Source organism: Echinicola sediminis (assembly GCF_054777495.1).
Genome location: NZ_BAAHAP010000045.1, coordinates 25,872 through 44,990, shown reverse-complemented (window position 1 = coordinate 44,990; position 19,119 = coordinate 25,872). Strand labels below are relative to the sequence as shown.

Sequence of the window (19,119 nt, the reverse complement as noted above, 5' to 3'; positions counted from 1 at the left end):
GTGTAATTCTCCTGCCAGCTCCCATTTTCTTTCATCATAAATGGCCTCTCTAAATCCTTGTTGAGAAAGTCCGCTTAGGTCCCATTCAGCTTGTGTTTGATAGGCTCGTTGTCGTATCGGATGAATATATTGGTAGGCATTGGCTGGTCCATTCAGTTCATTTTCACATTCAGCAGCCATTAAATAAACATCCGCCAAACGAAAGACCAACCTGTTATCAGAGTGGTTAAAACGGGGTGAAGACTCCAGATCTAAGTTCATGAATTTAGGCATATAAGGGAATACCAGATCAAAGCCAAGGTAGTTATCCATCACATTCAAGGGTCTTCTCAAATCGTTCAATGGAAATTTCTCTGCAAAATCCTTGGAGGCGATTTGAAGTCCGGTGCCATTAAAGGCCTGTCCATTATCCGCCAACGCTTGTGCAAAAGCATCCCTTTCAGCAGTATTGGCCGGTTCGTCCCGTAATCTTGGATTGAACATACTGGGTCTCCAATTTCCATTCCCGGCCAACTGTGGCACCCCAACTTCAAACTGTCCCACGATATCTTTGGCAAAATCCAGTGACCAAATTATTTCGTCGTTGTATTCCTGCAAAGGGTCAAATACGTCCGCATAGGTCGGCATTAACTGATGGGAGGACTCATTGATGATCTCAAGACACTTATCCAAACCTGCCTGCCAATTTTCTTGCTTCATATAAATTTTTGCCATAACCATGGCAGCGGTCCATTTGGAGGCTCTTCCTCGCTGGGCTTCTGGGATTTCGTCCCTTCTTGGCATATTATCCTGGGCAAATTGCAGATCCTCCAAAATCCCATCAATGATGATTTGCTTATCAGTCCTACCCAATTTTTTTATTTCATCGATGTTAAGACTTTCAGTATAATAAGGAGCATCTCCCCAAAGATTGGTAATGTGCCAATAGGCCAGCGAACGAAGGAATAAGGATTCGGCAATAATATCTGTTTCTACTGCATCAGGAATGGCCTCATTTCCGTCCACCTTTTCAATTATTATATTGGTATTCAGTACTATTTTATACAAGTCCCGCCATGTATCGGCAACACTCATTTTTTGGATAGATCTATCGGCCAAAGCTTCATTCATGGAGTAATTACCGATAGGTTCTACGAAATCTGCGGCACGATTGGGCTCAATAATATCTGCCCCATTATCATAAAAATGATCTAATCCCACCTGCCCATAAAGAGAATTGTTTTTTAGGATAGCGTATACCCCTGTTACCGCTTGCCTTGCGTCTGCTTCTGAACTGAAAAAGTTTTCAGGAGCAATAATGTCTCTGGGCTTTTCCTCCAGGAATCCCTTACATCCAACAGCCAAAACGGCCAATAAGCTATATATTATATTTTTGATTTTCATAATTGTCATTTTTTTGTGAACGAAGATTAGAAAGTCACATTTACCCCTAATGTCAATACCCTCGGATTAGGATATTCTCCATTGGAAAATCCCTGGGCAATATTACCAACACCGGTGGTCCCATACCGACTACTTTCCGGATCTATTAATCTAAAGCCCGATGCGAGAAAGAGGTTTGATCCTGAGAAATAAACCGACATTCTATTCACACTTTTGATTCCCATTTTCTGAACAGGCATGTTATAAACAAGCCGCACAGTTTTTAGCCTTAAATGCGAACCATCTTCCACAAATTCAGAATTACTGGAAATATTAGTTACCGCATCAGATCCTGCCCTTGGAATATCTGATGTAGGATTTTCAGGTGTCCACCGGTTTACCATCTCTGCATATTTTGGAACTTCTCCTCGGCTAAAAAAGCTGTTCCTTGTCCTTAAGTTATAGACATCATTCCCTACTGTACCTTGGAAAAAGAAAGAAAATTCAAAATTTTTGTATGATAAGGAGTTTTCCAAACCAAATACCAAATCAGGCTGCGGGCTGCCGAGAACCACATTGTCCTCTGTAGAAATGATCCCATCTCCATTTAGGTCTTCAAAACGAGGCCCTCCCACCACTTGGGATCCCAACCCGGAAGCATCAATTTCTTCTTGGCTTTTCCAAGTACCAAGGTACCTAACTCCTGTAAATACGGGGGCTGGTTCGCCGACAATAATTCGGGTATTTCCCGCGCCTAATATTTCATCGACAACTACATCAATAAACTGACTTCCTCCAAGATCTAGTACCTTGTTTTTATTAGAGCTAAGAGTAAGCATTGAACCCCAGTCAAAATCTTTATTGCTGACATTGGTCGATTTTAACAATAGCTCCCAGCCCTTATTTTCGAGTGAGCCTATATTCTGCAGTTGACTGGTAAAACCAGTTTGCTTTGGAATCACGACTTCCAATAAGAGGTCATTGGTTTGTTTTTGGTAATAGTTAAATTCCGCAAATATCCTGTTCCTAAAGAACGATGCTTCCAATGCCAGATCAAATTGCCTGGTGGTTTCCCATCTGAGGCCTGGATTAGCAGGCCTGCCTAAGGTCACACCTGGAGTTTGCACACCATTATATGTAGTACTGGCTTCCGTCATCAGGGCTAAAGTTCTGTAAGAGTCAATCCCTTGGCTACCTGACCGGCCATAACTTGCCCTCAACTTAAGGTCATTGACAAAGTTTATCTCATCCATAAACGCTTCCTCGGAAACTTTCCAAGCACCTGCTACAGAAGGATAAAACTCATATTTGTTTCCTGGGGCAAAACGCGAAGAACCATCTGTTCTGCCTACTAAGGTCAATAAATATTTGTCCTTGTAGGAATAGTTTAATCTCCCAAAGAAGGATGCAATGGAAAATTCATCGTATCCACTTCCAATGATGTTTCTAATAGGGTCAGACCCTAAGCCTAAATTATTAAAACCTGTCGCATCGCTGGTGATTCCATAGGCCTCTGCAAAAAAGCTTTCTGAGGTAAACTTTTGGAATGAAGCTCCTCCTAAGGCCGTAATACTATGATTTTCTCCAAAATCAGATTGATATTGAATGGTATTTTCATTATTCCAACCCAAACTGGATAAGGCACTGACGCTTGCGTCACCATCCTGACCGACTTCTATATAATCAGGACTTCGGCTTGAATTAAATATATTGGTTTTGGTATTATTGATCTCAGGACTAAATGTGGAACGGATCATCCATTTTTCGTTGGGTTGATATTCCAAATAAACCGTCCCGAGTAAGTTATTGGTGTAGGTTTCATTGGTATTCAACACTGCATTGGCAACCGGGTTTGAAAAAGGAGCCCCAACCACCTCGTTAAAACCATTAAAGGATCCATCTTCATTGTAGATTGGCTGAGTAGGCAGTGTTGCCAAGAGTGAACTGTAGCCAACCGTTCCGTTGTCCTGGTGGATTCTGGAATAATTCACCCTAAATCCCGCACTTAATTTATCACTTAAATCAATATCCAAGTTGGAACGGAAAATATATTTCTCGATTCCTGAATTTTTGATCAATCCATCCTGGTTAAAATAATTCAAGGAATTGTAATAATTAACTTTTCCGTTTTCAGAAGAACCTGAAATGGACACATCCCCATTATAAATAGCAGCCGGGTCAATCAATAGATTAAACCAATCGTTGTCAGGGTAAGATGATGGATCATTTGGAAAAGGCTCAGCCGCTGATCTGAACCTTGCATCCTCGTTTGTAAAGTCAATTTGCTCTGATTGAGAAAGGTAGGCTGGTCTTTCTGGGACCAATTGGGCACTGGTATAAAAACCAACATTCACCTGAGGCTTTCCCCCAGTAGCCGCGCCGTTCTTGGTTGTTACCAAAATCACCCCATTTGCCCCTCTAGATCCATATATAGCAATTGAGGAGGCATCTTTCAATATTTCAATGGATTTTATATCATTTGAATTTAGGTTGTTGAGGTTATAATCCTGTCCAACGATAATACCATCGATTACCCAAAGGGGCTCATTACTGCCTTGGATGGAATTACCACCTCGCACTCTTATAGATGTACCTGCTCCAGGCGCACCACTAGTTTGGGTGATCTGCACTCCGGATGCCCTACCCTGAAGTACTTGGTCCACGCGGGAATTAGGGGTATTTTGTAAAGCCTCAGTGTCCACTGTAGATACCGACCCCGTAAGATCGGACTTTTTGGAGGTTCCGTAACCAATGACAACTACCTCATCCAATTGCTTTACATCCACCTCCAGCTCTACGTTGATGGTCGATTGGTTAGCCACTACTATTTCTTGGGATACATAACCTACAAAAGAAACCACAATAGTGGCCCCTTCTTCCACTCTTAAACTGTATTTCCCGTCAAGGTCGGTAATGGTTCCGTTAGTAGTACCTTTCTCTAAAACGGTCACACCGGGCAAAGTGGAGCCATCTTGGGAAGATGTTACTTGTCCGGATATTTCAACTTTATCTTCGGATAATTCCCCCACTTCTGCAAATGACGTACTCATAATGGGTGCTCCGGTTAACAACACCAAAAGCACAATTTTCGTTAGGTACAAGACCTTTGGTAAATGTTTACATTTCATGTTATGGTTATTTTAATTTAACTATTAATTGAACTCTTCTTACAGGAATTCCACCCTGCTATTTTTCTGCTTCCTTTTCTTAACTACTATTAAATTTTGATATTTATTAGATACTTTGATTTGTTTCATATTATTATTTCCTCAACCAAACCATTTGCTTGGCTTCGCCTTAATTGTGATAGTTAAAGTTGGCGACTTTGGATAAAAAAATAGTTTCAAAAAGGGGTAATAAAGTCCATTTTTCAGGGTATTTAGCCCATCAAACCCAAGATATCTTCCTTATTTCAAAAGCATAATTTGATTTTAAAACAAGGTTTTTTCTCCCCTCAGGTATAACAAGAAATTATATTATAGATTAATAATTGTGATTGATTAATAGTGTAAATTGCCACATTTACCTTATTTATAAAGATAAATTTCAACAATTACAAAAAGGTTATCAATTGACATTTTGACATTAAAATTGCATAAAATGATTTCAAAAATAACAATTATAGCTTATTTACTACCTTACTCGTAAATTACCACGATCACTTAAAACCCCTCCATTATTTTTTGGGGCGTTTTTTTTAAAGTATTCAAGTGCTGAATAAAAAAAGGTAAGCCCGTCTAGAGCTTACCTTCTTTTTTAATGAAATTTAAATTTTAGAATGGTTGGTACCTGACATATCCATTTAGCTGATGCCCTACACCGTTGGTGAAAATAAAGTTATGTAAGTCAACACTACGTCCCCTTGAGGTACTGGGCATATTGGAAGGTGTACTGGTTGATCCGATCCTGGCAATACTTGAATTGATACGAATGGACTGATCCCAGAGTCTTTTGTTAATTTCCACCACTCCAGTATCACCAGGAACCAAGGTCTGATAATAAAAGAAGAAATCATTTTTAGGAATATCTCCTTGCGCCAAAGGCTTATCTACGATATGATACCGGAGGGCATGTTCCAAACGGTCATTGCTAATGGAATCAAGTGGATAAGCACTGTTCCCTGTAGTATGCTCCATAAGTTGACCAGCCCCATTGAAGGCATTATTTCTTAAAAGAAAATAAGTCTGTTTTGCATTTGGATCATCATATAGTTCCTGCAAACCAGTTTTTTCAATGGCCTCAAGCAGGTATTCAAATTCAGGAAGGCCATTTTCATCATTATAAGTGGGATTTCCGTTTATCTCTTGAAGCCATTCGTATGCGGTCAGACCAGTCGGCTGATTCCCGAAGGGCTCACGCACATACTCCCACTCTTTTTGAAGAGCCAAATCACAACTTGCGGTCAGTAAGACTATCGCTCCTACCGCAAATATATTTTTCGCTATATTTATAAGACTTTTCATTTTCATGTAGTTTAGTTCTTAATTAATATCCTGGTGTTTGCGTTAAATTTGGATTATCAACTAAATGCTGGAACCAAATAGGGAATAATAGCCTTTCTTCCGTCTGGCCATTGATAGGCCCCATTACTTCCACGGCTTTATCATTTCTGATCAGATCCCACCATCTTTTACCTTCTGCCAGCAGTTCAAATTGGCGCTCATCCAATACTGTATTAAGTAAGTCTTCACTATTTTCAAAATCGGCCAGATCGATTCCTGGTAAATCACGGGCAGATCTCACCCGATTAACAAGGTCAACCGCTTCTTGTAGATTTCCCAACTTTACTTCCGCTTCAGCTTTGAGTAAAAGCATACCTGCGTAGCGATAAACCACGATATCGGTATCGTCCTCATTGCCGGGATAGTTGGTTAGGTTGTATTTACCATACCTTCTTTCACCGATATTTTTATTCTGTTCATACAGCTGCACATACCTATGGTAGTCTCCATAAATGGTAGCACCAGTTTCTTCATCTACGTTTGAAGGTTTATAATCGGGGTATTTGGCATGCCAGGAAAGTGAATCCGTAGGAAATACTTCCATCCATTTTTGCTCTAGTCGCTCTGAAATAAAATAGCTCGGAACTCCCGGCCAAAACAGGCTATAAATAGAACCGTCACCAGGTTCTTCATCTTGATTAAATACAATGGAGAAGATAAGTTCCGGGCCTGTCTCTTGCTCATTGGCTGCCAGCCCTGCTCTTTCCGGTTCATTTCTAAACAGGGCATGAAAAGCTTCGGGACTGGTTACCAAACTAAACTCGCCAAGTGCTTCCAGTTTATCCATAGCTTCCTTAGCCAAAGCATACTCCTTTAAGTGCATATACACCTCGGCTTGTAAGCAATAAATACTGGATAATGAAAATGCAAACCGGTCCTTGGGATTAAGTATCAGCTCCTCAGCCTTTAACATGTCTGGAATTACCACATTGTTTATGATTTCCTCTCCGGATGTTTTTGATCGGAAGATATCATCTTCCACACCAGTAATTAAGTCCAGGTATAAGGGTACATCCCCATATGCTCTCACCAGATCAAAATACACAAAAGCCCTTAAAGCATGTGCCTGCCCCAAAAAGCGATCAACATCCCCGGTAATATTTGGAATATTATTAATGGCCAGATTGGCCCTTAAAATCATTCTGTACATATCACCCCAGCCACCAATATTACGGTTTTGGTCAGAAAGATCATTCCCTGTTAATTGCTGTGATTCAGGATTTTCAGAGGCTGAATTGGCATCAAAATTATCTGATCTAAATTCACCCCATATAAAATACTTACGGCTATAGGCAGTCTGCATGGCATCATATATACCCGCAACACCAGCAATGGCATCTGTCTCTGCATTCCAAAACTGCGTTTCACCAATCTCGCTTTCCGGCTCAACATCAAGAATGCTATCACACCCCGAGTTGATCATCATGGCCATTGACATGGTCAATACCCATCCTGTTTTATTGAAAATTCTCATATTAGTGTCTTTATCTATTTTAAATCGAAACTAGATTATTAAAAATTGATATTAATACCCATAATATATTCCCGGTACAATGGGTACCTTAAATTATCCATACCCGGTTGCAAGGCATTTCCTCTGGTACCCAACTCAGGATTATAGCCCTCGTAATTTGTCCAAGTAAATAAGTTGTTGCCTGACGCATAGATGGATACATTGGATAAAAAGTTCACTTTGTCTGTGATAGACCCCGGCAATGAATAATCAAGTCTTAACGATCTTAGCTTGATAAAATCGGCATCACTCAACCAAAAGGTATTAGGTCCTAGATTATTTCTTGAAGTTGAATTGGAGGCTAATGTAGGATATTTTGCCACATCACCTGGTTGATACCAGGCTTCCTCAATTCTTTCTGGACCAGGAAGGATGGTTCTTACCAAACGCTGGTTTCGGGTTTCATCATATTCCCTGTACAGGTCATTTCCAAAATTATAATCAAACATAATAGAGAGCTTGATGCCCTTGTAGAGAAACTCATTATAAAAGCCCCCAAATAACTTGGGCAATCCATTACCAATCACTGAACGATCATTACCGGCATCTATATTAAAATCTCCATTCAGATCTTTCCAAAACACATCTCCTCCCTGTAATACACGATTTTGGACTTTTAACTGGTTGACATTTCCGGCATAGGCCTGACCGTTCAACTCATAACTAAGGAATCCGCCCTGTTCATCAAAAATTGGCGTAAGTTGATTCCCTGCATCATCAAATGCATTGGACTCATTATAAGCAAACACTCCTTGTGCAGTATAACCCCACATATCTCCAATGGAGCCACCTTCCCTTATAATATAATTTCCCTGTATGATCTGTCCATCCTCCTCGGCAAGGTCCAGAATTTCATTGGTATTGGTAGAAATATTAAAGCTAGAATACCATTTGAAATCTGGTCGATTCATTATATCGCCACTGATGGAAAGTTCAAAACCTCTGTTTTTGATTTCACCTATATTATTCCTAATGCTGCTAAAGCCTGTTTCCTCAGGCAGTGGGGTGCTATACAATAGGTCTGAGGTCAGCTTTTCGTAGTAATCTACACTGGCATTAATCCTGCCTTTTAAAAATCCAAAATCTATTCCCAAATAAGACTGTTGAGTAGTTTCCCACGCTAAGTTGGCATTGCCCAACTGTGTTAAAGCAATTCCATTTTGTCCATTATAAAGAAAACCGGGAGAATAAAGGGACCTGCTATCGAAGTTTCCAATGCGTTCATTACCGTTTTGAGAAATCCCTCCTCGAATTTTCATATCGGAAACCGCATTGGTAAGAGGTGCCCAAAAAGCTTCATCACTTATTCTCCAGCCTAAGGATATCCCTGGAAATACACCGTATTGGTTTTCGGTCCCAAAGCGTGAAGAACCGTCTCTTCTGACTGTGGCCCCAAACAAATATTTCCCTTTGTAATCGTAGGTTAACCTACCAAACTGAGAAGCAAGTGCATTACCTGAGGCAGTAGTCCTCGTATTGGCTGCATCTAGCTCCACCACATTATTAAAGGTCCGGACAATGTCATTGTTAAACTCTGTGGACCTGAACCGGGCAAATTCATTTCTCCATTTTTGAAACTGAACACCCAAAACCCCTGTTACATTATGGTCCCCAAACTTCTTTTTATAGGTAAAGTAGTTCTCTTGTTGTAAACTAAAATTAAGCCTTGTAATTTCAGATCCTGTTGCAGCGCGTCCTAGCGGCTGAACAATGGTAGGATCAAAATCATTGTCTCTTCTTAATTCTAACAGCACCCCTAATGTGGATTTAAACTTTAGGGAAGGCAACAGCTCCAGTTCAGCGTAATTAAATATCTGTCCGTCGTAATCCCTGCTTTGTCTTACCGTAAATAGTGTTTCGGCCAATACATTTTGCTGACTTGATGTTTGTGGCACATAGGTCCCATCTGAATCTTGCGTAGGAAGATAAGGAAAGTGCGTAGACAATTGATTAAATACAGAACCTTCATTAAGACCATTTCTTTCTGAATAAGAACCGATAATCCTGGTACCCGCCTTTATCTTGTCTGTCGCTTTAAAGTTCACATTTAAGGTAGTATTGATTCTTTGGTAATTGGAGTTTTTAACAATCCCATCTTGGTTCAAAAAACCGGTATTCCAATAAAAGTTTGCGTCCTCTTTACCTCCGCTTAAGGAAAGACCTACTTGATCCCTGACACCAACTCTGGTGATCATTTCCTGATAGTCAAAATCTTGGTTGAACAATGCCGAAAGTGAATCTGCTGGAGGTCCAGGGTTAATAGCATCATTGCCGGTCCTGGCAATCTCATAAATCCTTGCTTGACGCGTATTTGAAACCGGGATTTTTGTGGCCAGCGAGCTATAACTCCGCACATAGTTGGCATCTATTTTCGTTTCACCGGATTTCCCTTTTTTGGTTGTTATAATGATCACACCATTGGCAGATTTTGAACCATAAATAGCCGCAGAAGCACCGTCTTTCAGTACCTCAACTGAAGCGATATCATTAGGGTTGATGTTGTCAATATCATCCAACTGCTGTCCGTCTACTACATATAGGGGACCAGTTCCACTATTAAGAGTCGATGTCCCTCTAATTTGTATATCTGCCGCTTCTCCAGGACCGCCATTGGAAGTAATGGATACCCCGGACAACCTTCCCCTCATACCCTCAAGCGCACTAACGGGAGTGGATTGGTCGAGCTCATCTGATTTAATGGAAACGACAGATCCCGTCAAATCCCTTCTGTTCTGCTCACCATATCCCACTACTACCACTTCATTAAGCTGAGCAATATCCGGGCTCATGTTAACATCTATTATTGACCTGTTTCCAACTTCGATAGCCTCTTCTGTATACCCAATAAATGAAAACACCAATACATCTGATGGGGAAGCTTTGATTTGGTATTTCCCATCCAAATCTGTCGTCGTTCCTTTTGTACCTCCTTTAACTCGAATGGTAACACCAGGTAAACCAAGATCATCTTCACTAGAGGTGACCGTACCTGAAACGGTGACCTCCTGCGCCAAGGCCAGCGAACTGCAGAACAGCACCGACAGTGACAGCAAAATTATTTTTTGTAAAATCTTATGAACCATCTTATTTAAATTTAAAATTTAGTCTTATTAGTTTTTCTATACATTAAGGGGGAGTTCCGTATTGGAACCATTGTTTAGATTTAGGGTTATGTTAGGTTTATTCTCATTTCTTTTATTTTAAACTATTCACAGATTTACTTTTTAAATCAGGTTCACCCCTTTGCAAAAGATCCATTAATTCTTCAAAATTAATCCTGATCAAATCTTCTTCGGGTACCAACTGACTATAACCAATAGCAGCGCATGATATTTATTCCTCTTGTCACATTACTAAAACCTTCTCCTTTAGCTTCTTTTTCTTCCCATTATTTGAATTAGATATCAATCGAACATCGTCTTCATCCAACCCAAGTATTGAATTTTGAACCTCCTATTTAATCCATGTTTTTGGTGAACAGATGGATCAAACTTATTGTGATTTTGATTCAACTAATTTTATGATTATCTCCCAAAATAAAATCCATAAAAATGGTAATATCATCCAAATAGCCCTTATGGTGTCCATATACCACGATTTATAACCATTTATGAAAATCAATAGAGTACCTTGGTCGAGAGGAATTCCTAATTTCAAAACAAAATTTAAGCACCACTTCGGCCTGTAGTAGGAAATGTAGAAAGGATCCAATCTTTTAAATCAAGCTCCTGAAAATTGGAAGTGATTTAGAAAAATATTCTTACCGCAAAGAACAAACTCAGGTGTAAGTCCAAATGGCTAATTCATAGATGCCGCAGTTCCAGCCCTAACACACGCGCTACTATTCACCTGGAATATCCGCTAACTCTGTAAATGACAAAATCACCTAGAATCCAACATTGCCTGCTCTCACTTTACTTCTTTGCTTTTGAAAAAATGTCGGTACTATGCCGTAAGGAGGAATAAACCATGCTGGAATTATCAGATAACTTTAATATCCAGCTCCAATCGATTTTCATTGGAGTCAAAAAATGCCATTATTGGGATTGCTTCCACCCCTGGCACCATATTAAAGGTTCTTTCTTTAGGCATTTCTTTGATTATCAGGGGAACATTTGCGGTAATTCGAACCAGGCCCTCTGGTTTTTGTATGGTAATGATATTGGACTCAGAATGAGAGACCTCCTCTCCCGATGGTGAAATAATGGGAAGCACAAAAGCTGTTTGTCCAGTAATAGCCTTAGGAGTCTTTGCAGTAATCTTTATTAAATCTTTGGAGCATCTGTAGACTAGCTCAAAATCGGCTGCGGTGTTTTCTACAGTTTCCCTTGCTTCATTTTTTAGTTTGACATTACCTGAAACCTGAATCTCTCCCATCTTGTCTTCAGTGCTGAAACTTGCAGAAAGATCATATAGATTGGTATACCACACACCATTTTCATAAGTTTCCAATCGGGGAGTCAACGCAATGTCTCTTCCTGGTGCAGGCTGTTGGTTCAAGGGTTCCATCATTTTATAAACCGCCATACTTGCTGTACATAAAAGTCCTACTTTTTGATGGTATAAAACCCCCAAAGAATTACCTGTTGCCTGGCGCAAATCTTCTTTGTGATAGTATTCTGCGTCATAGGCCGATATGGTCCCTCTCCAGTTCCCTCTGGAAAAAAGCACCGTATCCAGCTCCTTAAAATGCCGTACACCATCTGCTTTTTCGCGAGGAAGTAAAGTTTTTTTATTGATTTGCGGCAAATGTTCCCATTGGTCCAGAATCGTTGCAAGAGATTTGGCATGTGTAAAGGTATGGTGTAAGCAAGGTTTGATGCCATGGGAAAGGTAATGTGGGCCTCCATGCAATAATCCTTCCGAAGTGCATCGCTTGAGCAGTTCCGTATTTTTTATAACTGCGGTGCCAAATGCTGGATTAAAACCCGCCATCATGCTGAAAGCCGGCTGACATCCATCACAAGTCCTACTGCCCCAATAGGTCCATTTAAACATTCTTGTCCCCCAACTATTGTCCCAGCCACCATCAGGGAGCATGAATTCCAAATGGCTTTCTAAGGATTTTTGCAATAGTACCAACAGTTCTCGGTCCCCAGTATGCAGGGCATACATTACGATACTGTTCAAGGATTCCTCCACATTGTACCCTAAATCCACTCCCGGCAAGCCCTTAGCACTTTTCTTGTGCGCTGATGGTTTAATTTCTCCATACAGCAAATAATTAGGTTGAGTAAAATAATGCTTTACTTCAGCTGCCAGTTGTTGGCTTCTAGCAGTATACTTCGGCTCTTCCAAAAGGTCACCAATCAAATACAGGGCGTAAATATTCGTAGCTCCATAATTGACATTGGTTGCATCGATGGTTTCGAACTTTTCATATATAAAGGCTGCTGCTTTGCCCAGTCGCTCCTTCCATGCCCCGTAGCGATTGGTATCGAGTAAATCACCATGGTATTTTAATGTCTCGGCCAACGCTATGGCACCAAAAACCGTTGTACCATTCCATGAATTTGGATTCAAATCATTGGTCCAGCTACCATCGGGCAAGGTCACATTTTTACTCCATTCCATGACGGCTATTCCTGCTTCCAAATACTTCTCCTTACCAGTGGCTTTGGCCATATAAAAGAAAGGATATACAGCATCGGAAAACCTGGCATGAACGACATCGCAGGCGGGACACTGCATCATACCATGGATTTCAGGGTCAGAAGGTTTAATGATCAACTGACGAATCATCCCGTCACACCAATCTTTTAATAAACCATAGGCTAATGCTTTATATTGTATGGACTGTTCTTTTGCTCCATTTTTATTAAACAGAACATTGTCGAATGGCATCATACAGCCCAATCCTGCCAGAGAAGAGCTATGTAAAAAATCACGTCGATTCATTTCTTTAGTATTTTTGGATATTCTTCAATTAAGTTTCATTGATCAAGGAGCACCTCTACCAATTCACTGGGCTTAAACCCGATTCGGTGAGCTTTTACCATTATTTTAGATCCATTGGGGACTTTGATTGGCCCTTGGTATAAGCTCCATACTTTGGATTTTCGACCTTTTTTGTCCATTACTTTATAAGCGATAGAAGCTCCTTCTGTGTTGTTACTCATCCTAATTTCTCCATTTTCCACTTTCACCAAAGGGGCCTCTGTTTTTGGTTGAGTATTTTGGCCCTCCCAAAGCTGATTGATCAATTGTTTTTCAGGTAAATTTGGCTGGTCACCGATTTCCTGTATCCACCTGTCCATTTCCTGGCTCAATTCCTGGAGTTTTTCCTGGTATTTTGGGTCTTCCGCCAGGTTATTGAGTTCATGAGGATCCGCAACACAGTCATATAATTCTTCTCTGGGTTTGCTTTCGCGGAACCATTGGGCTTGAACAGGATCTAATTCTCCTGCTTTCCTTAACCTCAACATTTCCTTCATTGTAGGGATTTCCTCCCGATAGGATATGGGAAGGTAATACTCTTGATGGGGACGAAAATTTCTAATGTATTTATACTGCTTATCCCTTACCGCGCGGATAGCATCCGTATAGGCATCGAAGCGGTCTGCTGCAGCATGGATAAATTGTCTTTCCTCATTGGCCTGATAATCTCCCAAAAAAGCCCTTCCGTGCATATAATCCTTTGGCGCTACGCCCACCAAGGACAATAGGGTGGGGGCAAAATCAACAAAGCTGATCAGTTGATCATCTTCTGAGCCTGCCCGGCGAGAATGGGGGAAACGGATGATCATTGGAGTATTCAGCCCTGAATCATAAATCAGTCGTTTCTGCCGGGGTAATGGACCTCCATGGTCACCATAAAAGAATATAATGGTATTTTCCAGCAATCCATCTTCCTCCAATTGTTTTAAAACGGCCCCCAATTGCCGATCCATCTCAGAGATATTATTATACATTTTCCACATATCCCGCTTAACGACAGGGGTGTTAGGCAAATATGGGGGAATAGGAAATTCAGTATCCTTGCTGAGGTGAACAGGTGTTTCTTCTTCGTCCATTCTACCATCAGCCCACTTGTAGCTAGTATCCCCAGCATAGTAATGCCTGGTCTCTATGTGCCGAAAACCATAAGGATCAAACAGTCCTGATTCATGGGTTTCCGTAAAGTTAACTACCGAAAAAAAAGACTGGCCTTCTGCCCTGTTTCGCCAATGGGCATATGGACCGCTTTCATCCCAAGCAGTTACCGGTGCCTTAAATTGGTAGTCCTCCTTATAATTATTGGTACAATAATAGCCTTCCTCACGCAGCCATTCGCTGATCATCCTCACTTCTGGACCTGGAACTGCTTCATATTTAGGAATTCCCACCTCTTCATTATATGAATTGGTCCGCATGTGATTGGCTCCAATACTTGAAGGGTACATGCCTGTGGCAATGGCTGCCCTACTGGGAGCACATACTCCCGATGTAGAATATAAGTTGGGATAAATAACCCCTTCATTGGCCAAGCGGTTTAAATTAGGGGTGTACGCGGTAGAATCGCCAAAGGGAGCTATATAGGGTCCCATGTCTTCCGTGACCAACCATAGGATATTGGGCCTTGACAAGACTGTTTTTCTTTTATTGTTATGCTGCTCATTAAGGGACCTTCCAGATTGGCCGCAACTAAAACCAATGAAAAGTAAGAATACTATACTTAGCCTTTCCAAAACGGGAATTCTGTTTTTGATGGAGAATGACATAATCTTTTTTGATAAGAATTAAAACAATGATCTTTTATCAACCGAGAAACCTCATTTCTATTCCCTTTTCGAAGAGATAAAACACTATTTTTCAATGCCTATTTATCTGATAATCAGGAGAGGTACTTCCATTCACTGTGAAGAGGTGAATAAGTTTCATTTTATTCAACAACTTTGGTTTATTCAAACATAAAATTCACTGCTTGAAAAGATTGGCAGGAACTACCTATTCGGAGTTCAAACTCCCCTTTCCCTTGTTCTTTCTTCATATTTAAACCGGTATACTCCAGCATTTCAGGTTTAATTTCAAAGGTAACCTCTTGACTCTCTCCTGGTTTCAGGTCTATTTTTTCAAATCCCTTTAGTTCTTGCATGGGACGTACCACTGTACCAATCAGATCTTTGATATAGAGTTGCACAGTTTCTTTACCTCTTCGTTTACCTGTATTGGTCACCTTAACGGTAGCCTTAATCGACGTATCATCATGTAATACAGTATTAGAAAGTCTGACCGGGGAATAACCGAAGGTTGTATAACTTAGACCATACCCAAAAGGGTACAAAGGATGGTTTTCAGTAAACAGGTATCCTTTTTTGTAATTGATTTCCTTTTGACTGTAATGAAAGGGAAATTGTCCAATAGAAAGGGGCACGGTGACAGGAAGCTTACCGGAAGGGTTTACCTTTCCGAAAAGCACTTCTGCTAGGGCATAATCCCCCTGTTCGCTGAGATCCCAACAGTCCAGAATAGCATCAGCTTTTTCATTAAATGCATTTATTGAAAGGGTCCTTCTGTGCTTTAGCACCACAATCAAAGGCTTTCCAAGTTTTTTAAGCTCCTCAATCAACTCATCCTGAAGTCCTACAGGATTAATATTGTCCCGATCGCCGAGCGCATTGTTAAAAAATCCCTCCTTAGCTGTAAATTCATCTCCACCTACAAAAGCGACCACCACATCGGCCTCCACACTGCTTTTTACGATTTCCTCAATTCCCTTTCTTTGTTCTTCACCGGACATCAATTGGGGAACATCCCGTACGCCATTGGTCAAGTCAAACCCTTTTTGTTCAATAAATTCAATTTCTTTCCCTGCAATGTCTTGAAACTGTTTTTTCACTTCTTTTCCTAACAAGGGCCCTACCAAGGCAATTTTCTGAGGTTCTTGGGCTGATAAGGGCAATACCCCCTCATTTTTTAATAAAATAATCGACTCCCGATCGGCTTCCTGGGCCAAGGTCAAATGATGTTTTGATCTTACAGCGGTACTTACCTTTTCTACCTCAATAAAGGGAGCATCAAATAGACCAAGGATAAATTTGGTTCTTAATACCCTGGCCGCAGACCGGTCAATATACCCCTCTATTTCTGGCATTTCCTTGATTATTTCAGGCAGCAATGCATAGGCATCCTCCGCATATAGATCCAGATCCACTCCTGCTGTTAAGCCCAAAATAGCAGCATCTTCTGGGGTTTCGGCCACTTTCATGAAATAATGTAATCTTCCAATGTCATTGGCATCAGAAACTACATAACCTTCAAAACCCCACTGTTCTCGAAGCACTTCTGTCAGTAGCCAAGGATTGGCATGGCTCGCCACCCCATTTATATCCCCATGTGATGCCATTATTCCAAGGGTATTGGCCTCCTGAACAGCGGCCTTGAATGGAGGAAAAATCTCATCAATTAGGGTCCTTGGGGAAATTTCGATGGAGGCAAAATTAGTCCCTCCAGATACTTGTGCATATCCTGCAAAATGCTTGGCCACTGCACCTATATGTGTAGCCTTCAATCCATCATAACCACCTTGTAAACCCGTAATTGCACTGATGATCATTTGCGTGGTTAGGTAAGTATCTTCACTAAATGCCTCACTCATTCTCCCAAAGCGTGGATCCCGTACAATATCCGCCTCTGGCGAATGAGTAAGGTGTAAACCTCGCCAACGTGCTTCCCTCCCTACTACATCATAGACGCTATTGACTAGCTCTCGGTTAAATGTGGCAGCCATATTGATGGGCCGTCCAAAACTTGTACACCCTTCAGCATCGACCCCGTTGTAGGACTCCGTCACAAAGAAAGCGGGTATACCCAATCGGTTATGTTCTATAATATATTTTTGAAGTTTGTTATTTAATAAGGCCGCTTTTTCGGGAGATAAATGCTCCCCTGGATTTTTTATTCCACCTACGCCTATACTTAATTTTTGAATCACTTTTTCAGAAAGATCCAGTTCCCCCTGCTCATTAAGTTCTACTCCTATTTGGGCATGAAACATTCGCATTTGGGCTACTTTTTCTTCAAGGGTCATGCGCCCAAGCAAATCAGCCACCCGTTCATCAACCTCCCTGTTGGATTGTTTATAAATAGGAACAGTAATTTGGGCATAAACTCCATCTCCCATTAGTAGCAAAATTAATACAGATACATACCTTGTTAACTTCATATTTTTGTCACGCTATATTTCGAGTTACTTGACTTTATTGATGTTTTTTAGCTTTTCGAATCCACTTCTCTTTCCCTTGGGATCAGAACAAATCATGTTAACGCTTACCGGTCCTGGCTTTTTGTTCCACAAAATAGGGCTGGAAATTATAGGAGGAATTTTCATCCCATTTTGCATTATTATTTGGTAAACTTGCCTTTAAATCATTGACTATTTCGGCATATTTGGGGTTGTTCGCTTGATTTATCCATTCATTGGGATCTGCTATAAGGTCGTAAAACTCCTCTGAGCCGTCTTCATATTGAATATATCGATGATTTTTTGTCCTTACCGCATGGTTATTCATTCCAAAAGTGGTAATGGCCATTTGGCCGGTACCATTATTTTCTCCTTTCATCAGGGGTACCAGACTCTTTCCTTCATTTTTTCCGTAAGCATCAAGACCACACAAATCCAACAAAGTAGGATAAATGTCCAGCATTTCCACTGGTGCATTAATTACTTTGCCTCTTGATAGGCTTGGTGCTTTGAACATTAAAGGCGCATTGGTAGCAGGATTCCATAAAGCATGTTTGGCAAAGGTTCCCTTTTCTCCAAGGCGATATCCATGATCGGACCATAAAACGACCACTGTATTATCTGCATAAGTGCTTTTTTCCAGTGCTTCAAGTACTCTTCCGATTTGGTGGTCTACAAAACTCACGCAGGCCAAATAGGCTTGAATTATTTTTTTCCACTCCCCGTTTTCCCTGGCCCATTTGGTAGAGGGCATCATGGGCAAATCATTTATTTTAAGCCCAACTTCTGGAATATCCTCTAGATCATCTGAGCGATATGGGGGTACTTCAATCCCTTCCAAAGGATGTAGATCAAACCACTTTTGAGGTACATAAAGGGGTACATGTGGTCTCAAAAAGCCCAATCCAATAAAAAAAGGTCGATCATACTTTTTGTTAAGCCGGTCTATCACCCAGCTGGCAGATTGATGGTCAGGCATCCTGTCATCCTGCTCTGGATATGCTCCCCAATCGGTACTTGTGCGACCATAATGTTCAGGGTCCGAATTACCAAAACCATCCCAAACAAACCTTTCTTTTGGCAAAGGACCAAACCCTTTTACCCTGCCTCCGGACTCATCAAAAACACCTTCTGGTGCATGATCATGAAACAATTTACCGATCCCCATGGTGTAATACCCCTTCTCTTTAAAGTATTCTGGGAGAAATACTATATCCTTTGTAGCGGGATTCTCTGACCTTATTTTTTCATCCAGTATCATCCCATATATCCCCGTAGTAGAAGGGCGGAGTCCGGTCATAATCGATGCTCTAGAGGGGCCACAAAGAGGCGCTTGGCAGTGTGCGTTTGAGAACAAAATACCTTGTGAAGCAAGCTTATCCAAATTTGGCGTTTTGGTATTGGAATAATCATTTAAACATGACAACCACGTGTTCAAATCATCTATTGCGATGAAAAGAACGTTAGGCTTTGCTCTTTCTATTACCTTGCTCTCCACTTTATGACTGGACTTACAGCCAGAAAAAAAGAAAAGAACCGTCAACAATATGAAGTAGGTTATTATATTCATCATGAAATAT

At 40.9% G+C, this 19,119-nt stretch carries 9 protein-coding genes; all 9 read right to left on the bottom strand.

The features are described from left to right. The coding region (locus ACYVAA_RS12945; RefSeq protein ID WP_460542319.1) for a RagB/SusD family nutrient uptake outer membrane protein at positions 1-1,383 on the bottom strand (1,383 nt) is incomplete at its 3' end. Positions 1,384-1,409: 26 nt separating this feature from the next. Further along, entirely contained in the window at positions 1,410-4,412 is a 3,003-nt protein-coding gene (locus ACYVAA_RS12940; protein WP_460542317.1) for a SusC/RagA family TonB-linked outer membrane protein, read from the bottom strand. Between the two features lie 723 nt (positions 4,413-5,135). Further along, positions 5,136-5,825, bottom strand: coding sequence for a fasciclin domain-containing protein (locus ACYVAA_RS12935; protein WP_460542315.1), 690 nt, complete (start codon positions 5,823-5,825; stop codon positions 5,136-5,138). A 22-nt stretch (positions 5,826-5,847) separates the two neighbouring features. Further along, entirely contained in the window at positions 5,848-7,338 is a 1,491-nt protein-coding gene (locus ACYVAA_RS12930; protein ID WP_460542313.1) for a RagB/SusD family nutrient uptake outer membrane protein, read from the bottom strand. Positions 7,339-7,376: 38 nt separating this feature from the next. Further along, the gene (locus tag ACYVAA_RS12925; protein ID WP_460542311.1) at positions 7,377-10,460 is read right to left on the bottom strand and encodes a SusC/RagA family TonB-linked outer membrane protein; all 3,084 of its coding nucleotides are present in this window, start codon (positions 10,458-10,460) and stop codon (positions 7,377-7,379) included. Positions 10,461-11,358: 898 nt separating this feature from the next. Beyond that, positions 11,359-13,275, bottom strand: coding sequence for a hypothetical protein (locus ACYVAA_RS12920; protein ID WP_460542309.1), 1,917 nt, complete (start codon positions 13,273-13,275; stop codon positions 11,359-11,361). A 35-nt stretch (positions 13,276-13,310) separates the two neighbouring features. After that, positions 13,311-15,077, bottom strand: coding sequence for a sulfatase family protein (locus ACYVAA_RS12915; RefSeq protein WP_460542307.1), 1,767 nt, complete (start codon positions 15,075-15,077; stop codon positions 13,311-13,313). 179 nt (positions 15,078-15,256) lie between these two features. After that, positions 15,257-17,521 carry a glycoside hydrolase family 3 N-terminal domain-containing protein gene (locus ACYVAA_RS12910; protein WP_460542305.1) on the bottom strand — a complete coding sequence of 755 codons (2,265 nt, stop codon included), beginning with the start codon at positions 17,519-17,521 and terminating at the stop codon, positions 15,257-15,259. Between the two features lie 97 nt (positions 17,522-17,618). Further along, a complete protein-coding gene (locus ACYVAA_RS12905; RefSeq protein WP_460542321.1) occupies positions 17,619-19,109 on the bottom strand; it encodes a sulfatase in 1,491 nt (496 codons plus the stop codon). Positions 19,110-19,119 lie beyond the last annotated feature (10 nt).